The sequence below is a fragment of the Treponema porcinum genome (assembly GCF_900167145.1).
Taxonomy (GTDB): Bacteria; Spirochaetota; Spirochaetia; order Treponematales; family Treponemataceae; genus Treponema_D; species Treponema_D porcinum.
The window spans coordinates 1-6563 of the sequence record NZ_FUWG01000003.1 but is presented as its reverse complement, the minus strand read 5'-3'; the positions used below and the strand labels follow the sequence as shown (position 1 = coordinate 6563).

The window sequence follows — 6563 nt, the reverse complement described above, 5'->3', positions numbered from 1 at the left end:
GAATTTAAAAAAAAATTCAGGCTGAATTTAAAAAAAATTCAGGCTGAATTTAAAAAAAAATTCAGCCTGAAGAGATGCCGGTACAATGGACTGTAGAAAATCATTGCATTTTCAATGAATGATAAACAGTGGGATCATTATATGAAAGGACTTGTTACCTGTGTCGATGTCAAGAATCTTGCTGATGGTTGTACTAAAAGTTTTGAAAATGCTATAGAAAAGGAACGTTTTTTGTGACAATAGTTAGTTATTCCAAAAGCAAAAAAAATGTGATATAATGGAGTACAAGAAATTGAAGAAAGCTTGAATTATGAGAAGCGTTCCAAGAGAACAGTTAATATAAAAAAAATAGGGAGGAAGACTTGTATGCGAACAATAACAAAAGAATATTTATCTGAGCAAAAAAAAGAATCAAATCCTCTTTCATATATACTGAATACTCCAAAGCCTGATTTTTCCCAAATGCACAAAGAGAATTTGGAGTTTGAAGAATCAATGCAGAAAGCACAGGAAGAAGATCGAAAGAAAATTCTTGAGGTTCTGCAAAAATGATTGTTGAGTTTTCTGTTTACGATACAAATTCTTACACAATAGAACATCTTTTGGACTCAAAAGAAAACGCAGAACTTATTGAACAATTTGAAGTAGGAAAAAACGTAAAAGGGCTTGAGAATTATTTAAAATATGTTTCGTCCGATGATGAAGAAAACAACTTTAGTCGCACATATTTAGTAAAAGACAAGACCACAAAAGAAATTGCAAGTTATTTTTCTATTCGCACAGGTTTGATAACAATGCAGGTTCAAGACGTCCACCAGAACAAGAGCAGTTCGTTCAGTTACATGTAAAGCCAAAGTACGATGACGGCTGTATTTTTATGTATCAGATTTTGTAGGGTAAAAAAATGTCAGAGAAAACAGAGAAACTAAACAATATAAAATCTCAAACTGTCACAAAAAACGTTCGTAGCCGACAGCGGGTCGAGCCCGCTGCGGTACAACCTATTGTTATGTGGACGCCCGCACTGGGGCGCTTTTGTGTTAAGTAATAGGCAAAAATACAAAAAAAATGCTATATTAAGGATGTTATGCATACAGAACCAGAAATAAGAAGAGCTATAAAGCCTATTATTGAAAAATATGGGCAATTAAACACAACTGAATTAAAAGCAATTCTTTCAGAGTATATTGAATATGATGAAGAAGATCTACAAGAATCTGATACGAGAAATGGAGAAACGCTAATTGAACAAAGAATTAGAAATATTGTTTCTCATGCTAGATCGGAAGATTATGTTTACCCTGAAGGGTTTAAGGTAAATAAAACTGTAAAACCAACTCTTTTTACTGCTATTACAGGGCTTTCTGCGAATTTAAAAGAAATTTCTATTTCAGAAATTACTAAAAGAAGAAAATCTGTCAAAAAAAATGATAAAAAAAGAAAAATTTATAAGAAAATTGATTGGACTTTAGAAAACGAGAGACGCACAGAATTGGGAACAAAAGGTGAAATTTTTGTCTATGAACGTGAAAAGCAAACTGTAGCAGAGTTTGACGAAACCGCCATAAATCGCGTAATTCATTTAAGTGCAAAACAAGGTGATGGTTTTGGGTACGATATAGAATCTGTAAATAAAACTGGAGAAACTATTTTCATAGAAGTAAAAACTACTACTGGAGCAGTAGAGACTCCATTTTATATGAGTGTAAATGAAAAATCTTTCTTTGAAGAGAATATCTCCAATAATGCTTATATATACAGAGTATATAACTTTAATCCAGAAACATCTCATGGCCAGATAAAAATAATTTCCGCAAAAGAACTATTAGAAAACTATAATTTTGACCCTATTTCATTTATCGTAACACCAAAATAATATAGATTTTAATGGGAGGTATTTATGACAGTAGATAATGAAAAGGCAATTAGAGCTATCGTAAAAAGCCATGTTGAAAGTTATGCATCAGGCTTTTCTGATAGACATATTTCTGAATATGAAGACGATGAAGGCACAATAAATATGAAGATACATAACGTATTTATAGCTGCATTAGGTGCCGATATTCAATATTATTCTGCTTTATCTCGGTCATTAGATTCTTCTCTTGGTAATATGCTTGAAAAAATGGCTATAAATATTGCCACATTACATTATACAGTTTCACAACATGTAGAAGGAAGTATATACAAAGAACAAACAGAATATATTGCAGATATTCTCGAAGAATATAAGAGACATGCTCGAAAACCTTTGCTTTCCGATTATGTTGGTATTACAAAAAGAACCACAAAAGACACAATAAATAAAAGACATGAAAGTGATTATTATTTAATTGACGAAGAAACAGGGATGCATTATCTAATCGAACTTAAAATCGGTGGAGATTTAGATAACAAAAAAGCTCGTTCTGAAAAAGAAGCTCTCTTAGAGCAGTACTGCATTCTTGCAAATAGTTTGGGTAGCGAAGATAAAGTAAAAATTTATTTTGCTACAGCATATAACCGTTATGGTGAAGATAAACCTTGGAAGCAAGGTCGAGTTTTACAATTTTTTAGTGAAGAAGAATTAAAAATTGGGCGTGATTTTTGGAATATGGTTTGTAAAACCGACCAAGGTTATGAAATTGTATTAGATGAATATAAGAAAAATGCACATTTCATAATAGAAGCATTAAATAAAATCAAAAAGGTTTACTTGCCTAATGCTTAATTTACAGAAAGACTGGCACTGTTACTTAAAAAAGGGTAATAGCAAGGAATTAATAAAACAAATTCCCGATAACAGCATAGACTTTCTCTTAACGGACCCTCCTTACAATATCGGTAAACATTCAACTGGTAACATTCCGCTACCAGGAAGAACTCCAATGAACAATGATGTGGCCGATTGGGACTGGGTTGATTTTAATCCTGAAGATTGGGTTGAAGATTTTTTAAGAGTTCTGAAACCTACAGGAAATTTATTCATATTTACTTCATACAATCAATTGGGGCGTTGGTATAATTGCCTTGACCATAGATTTGATACAAGTAATTTTATGATATGGCACAAAACAAATCCAGCTCCCAAAATATTTAAGGCTGGTTTCTTAAATAGTTGTGAAATGATTTTTTGTTGTTGGAACAAAAAACATACATGGAACTTTATTTCTCAAAAAGAAATGCATAATTTTCTAGAAAGTCCAATATGTATGGCTCCAGAACGACTAAAAGAACCAAAACATCCTGCTCAAAAGCCAGTGTCAATTTTAAAAAAAATGATAACAATAGCAAGTAATGAAAATGACATTGTTTTCGATCCTTTTATGGGAGTTGGTTCAACAGGTGTTGCTGCACTTGAATTAAAAAGAAAATTTATTGGCTTTGAATTAGATGAAAAATATTTTCAGGCTGGAAAAAAAAGAATAATGGAGTATAAGAAAAATGTGTCAAATATATAATCCAGAAACCGCATTAAAACCATTGATAAAATGGCCAGGTGGAAAAGAAAAAGAATTGGAATTTATATTCCCAAATGCACCGAATAAAATCAATAATTATTATGAGCCTTTTGTTGGTGGCGGTTCTGTTTTTATGGCATTTACTGCAAATAAATTTTTCATCAACGATAAATCAAATGAATTAATAAATCTCTACCAGTTCATTTCAAAAAAGGATGCCTTGTTTTATAAATGGGCTAATGAAATTGAAAATGCATGGAAAAATACACTTTCATATGCAAGTTCAATTGGTTTGGAATCCCTTTTTATAAGTTTTAGAAATAATGAAATTGATTCTAAAGAGTTGAAAAACAAAATTGAAAACTTTGTAAAAGAAAATGAACACGATATACTCAATAATTTACCGGACTCTTTTTCTATAAATAATAATATCTTTATTTCAGAGGTGAAGACAAATCTTGTAAGAAAACTTCAGCGAATGAAAAAACTTGAACTTGAAAAATGGATTTTGCCCGATGAAGATGTAAAAGCAAATATTGAAACTGCTTTTATGAGTGCACTTTATATGTATTTTCGACATCTTTACAACGATAAAGATGTTCACCAAAACAAAGAACTTTATACTGCGATTTTCCTATTTATTCGTAATTATACATATAGTGGAATGTTTAGATATAACGATGCAGGTGAGTTTAATGTTCCTTATGGTGGCACAAGTTATAATTCAAAAACATTGGATAGTAAATTTAATTATTATCAGTCTGAAAAGGTGATAAATAAATTTTCTCATACAAAAATTGAAAATTTAGATTTTGAAGAATTCTTTAAGAAAAATGAACCACAAGAAAATGATTTTGTTTTTTTAGATCCACCATATGATTCAGAATTTAGTACTTATGCACAAAATCATTTTACAAAAGACGACCAAGCAAGACTTGCAAATTATTTGTGTAATGAATGTAAGGCAAAATGGATGATGGTTATAAAAGCGACTCCATATATTTTATCCTTGTATGAAAATAAAGGCTTAAATATAAAACAATTTGATAAAACTTATACGGTAAGTTTTATGAATAGAAATGATAAACAAGCCGAACATCTCATTATTATGAATTATAACGAAGAAATTGATATGCAAGAAAAACTATTTGCATAAAAGGAGTTGAAACAGCATATGGAAACAACAAAGATTATTGAAAAAGCATTTTGTTATTTTTCTCCAGTGGGTAAAGGAATTATACCATTTCCAGTAGATACAATACGCCATTTTGAAATAAATAAAGATGAATTGATGTTTTCTAAATTGCAGGAAATTACAGATAAAGCAGAAAAACTTTGTGAAATCACAATAAAATTTGTTTCTAATGGTTCTAAGCAACAAAATGAAACTCGAGATATGTTTATAAAACTTTTAAGAGAAAAACAATTAAACAATGGCTTGCCAATAATAGAATGGTTATCGAAGAATACAGATAAAAGTAGCAAATGTGGTCTTGTATTTATTTTGATTGGGAAGAATGGAGAAAAAAAGTTCATATTAATTGCACGCTATCCTTCTGAGGAAGGTATCATACTTCAAAAGGAGGATAAAGTTGAAATTATACAAGATGTATTTCTTAAAAATTCGCATAGATATAAATTAGCCTATTTTGAAGATGAATCCTTGCAGAATGGATTATGGAAAGGAATCGCCATAGACAAACAATTGAATGATACAGTTTCTTCTAAGTTGATTTCAGATTATTGGATTAAAAATTTTCTTAGATGTGAATTAGAATTAACTGAAGTTCAGGGTAATAAGATTTTAGGGAAAACACTTAGAAAACTTCTGAATGATGATACAACAACTCCTGAAGATAAAGAAGAAATAAATGAAATAGCATCTGCAATAAGATTAAATAATGGAAAATCTGAATCAATCAGTGATTTTTTGACTGGAAAAAGTATTTCAGATAAAAATAAAGAAAGAATTTTAAATGCTTTGCCTACGAGAGCTGTTGCAGAGCAAGTTTTTACATTTAATTCAGAAATTTTTAAAGGTGAATATGCTCTTAAAGCTATGTATTTAGATAACGGTGCAATTGTAATGGCTCCTACGGACTCTTTTGATGATGTATTTTCAACAGAAATTGTAAATTTGGAGACAAAGGAAATAACAATATCAACAAATGGTATTGTGAAAAAAGAGGCAATAAAAACAAAATGATGACGAAAGCTGAACTTGAGGAAGAATACGAGAAACGTATTATTGAATATAGAAAAATTCTCCCATATTTGACTCAAGAAGTACAAGATTGCTATAGAGGATTAAAAGAAAACAATAGCATAAGGATTGATCAAGATTGCTTTTTTACAATAAAAGGAACGGGAAGTTTTGTTAATAAGGCTTTAAAATTTGAAATAGATAATGAAACTAAAAAAGAAATTCCAAATAAATATAAATATGAAAATCCGTTTATTGATATTCAAGACCAAATTAGAGCAAGAATTGTTGTATATTATTTAACAGATGTTGAACGTATTGCAAATAGCGTTATAAATACTTTTGGAAATATTGAAAATAATGATTTTAACAATCCAAATGATTATGAAAAATTTGGATATCAAGGACGACATATAATCGTTAATATAAATAAGAATCTTATTCCAGATACTATAAATGTAAATCTCGATGTAATTCCTGATTTTTTTGAGTTACAGGTAAAAACCTTATTTCAACACGCATGGTCACAGGCAGAACATGATTTGAGGTATAAGGGAAACGGTAAATTATCTTTTGATGACAAGAGAATGCTTTCTTTTGCTGCTGCTCAAGCATGGGGAGCAGATAAAGTTTTTGAAGGAATTTTTAAGCGACAAGAGAACTGTGATAAGTGACTTAAAACACATAACACATATAAGGCCCCAGCTTGTCAATAAGAATCCTCAAAAAATGATTTTCTAAGGCTGTCTTTTTAAGGCAGTCTTCTTTTTTGAGAAAACAAGAGTTTCCATTCAAAATAAAAAAGCAAAGCCTATATCGCAATTCAAAAAAAGATTCCAGGAAAAGCGTCCTGAATCAAACACATATAGTCGGTCACGGCAAACCTGAAAAACAGATTTCCGGCACGAAGAATTTCACCG

At 30.4% G+C, this 6563-nt stretch carries 8 protein-coding genes; all 8 read left to right on the top strand.

The window, feature by feature from the left end; translation table 11 throughout:
* Positions 1-366 precede the first annotated feature (366 nt).
* Positions 367-552, top strand: coding sequence for a hypothetical protein (locus tag B5D55_RS01800; RefSeq protein ID WP_078932285.1), 186 nt, complete (start codon positions 367-369; stop codon positions 550-552).
* Positions 549-848, top strand: coding sequence for a hypothetical protein (locus B5D55_RS01795; RefSeq protein ID WP_200805268.1), 300 nt, complete (start codon positions 549-551; stop codon positions 846-848). Before B5D55_RS01800 ends, B5D55_RS01795 begins: the two co-directional genes overlap by 4 nt.
* Positions 849-1087: 239 nt before the next feature.
* Positions 1088-1876, top strand: a complete 789-nt coding sequence (locus B5D55_RS01790; RefSeq protein WP_078932284.1) for a protein NO VEIN domain-containing protein — start codon at positions 1088-1090, stop codon at positions 1874-1876.
* Positions 1877-1900: 24 nt separating this feature from the next.
* Positions 1901-2710: a TdeIII family type II restriction endonuclease gene (locus B5D55_RS01785; protein WP_078932283.1), complete on the top strand. Its 810-nt coding sequence runs from the start codon at positions 1901-1903 to the stop codon at positions 2708-2710.
* Entirely contained in the window at positions 2703-3440 is a 738-nt protein-coding gene (locus tag B5D55_RS01780) for a DNA-methyltransferase (RefSeq protein ID WP_078932282.1), read from the top strand. Before B5D55_RS01785 ends, B5D55_RS01780 begins: the two co-directional genes overlap by 8 nt.
* Positions 3424-4596, top strand: coding sequence for a DNA adenine methylase (locus tag B5D55_RS01775; protein WP_078932281.1), 1173 nt, complete (start codon positions 3424-3426; stop codon positions 4594-4596). Before B5D55_RS01780 ends, B5D55_RS01775 begins: the two co-directional genes overlap by 17 nt.
* An 18-nt stretch (positions 4597-4614) precedes the next feature.
* Positions 4615-5646 (top strand): hypothetical protein, encoded by a 1032-nt coding sequence (locus B5D55_RS01770; RefSeq protein ID WP_078932280.1) that lies wholly within the window; start codon positions 4615-4617, stop codon positions 5644-5646.
* Positions 5643-6317, top strand: coding sequence for a GTP pyrophosphokinase (locus B5D55_RS01765; RefSeq protein WP_078932279.1), 675 nt, complete (start codon positions 5643-5645; stop codon positions 6315-6317). Before B5D55_RS01770 ends, B5D55_RS01765 begins: the two co-directional genes overlap by 4 nt.
* Positions 6318-6563: the final 246 nt, after the last annotated feature.

Excerpts from the sequence above, each read along its gene's own strand:
- B5D55_RS01800 (WP_078932285.1), top strand. The coding sequence starts at position 367 with ATGCGAACAATAACAAAAGAATATTTATCTGAGCAAAAAAAAGAATCA.
- B5D55_RS01795 (WP_200805268.1), top strand. The coding sequence starts at position 549 with ATGATTGTTGAGTTTTCTGTTTACGATACAAATTCTTACACAATAGAA.
- B5D55_RS01790 (WP_078932284.1), top strand. The coding sequence starts at position 1,088 with ATGCATACAGAACCAGAAATAAGAAGAGCTATAAAGCCTATTATTGAA.
- B5D55_RS01785 (WP_078932283.1), top strand. The coding sequence starts at position 1,901 with ATGACAGTAGATAATGAAAAGGCAATTAGAGCTATCGTAAAAAGCCAT.
- B5D55_RS01780 (WP_078932282.1), top strand. The coding sequence starts at position 2,703 with ATGCTTAATTTACAGAAAGACTGGCACTGTTACTTAAAAAAGGGTAAT.
- B5D55_RS01775 (WP_078932281.1), top strand. The coding sequence starts at position 3,424 with ATGTGTCAAATATATAATCCAGAAACCGCATTAAAACCATTGATAAAA.
- B5D55_RS01770 (WP_078932280.1), top strand. The coding sequence starts at position 4,615 with ATGGAAACAACAAAGATTATTGAAAAAGCATTTTGTTATTTTTCTCCA.
- B5D55_RS01765 (WP_078932279.1), top strand. The coding sequence starts at position 5,643 with ATGATGACGAAAGCTGAACTTGAGGAAGAATACGAGAAACGTATTATT.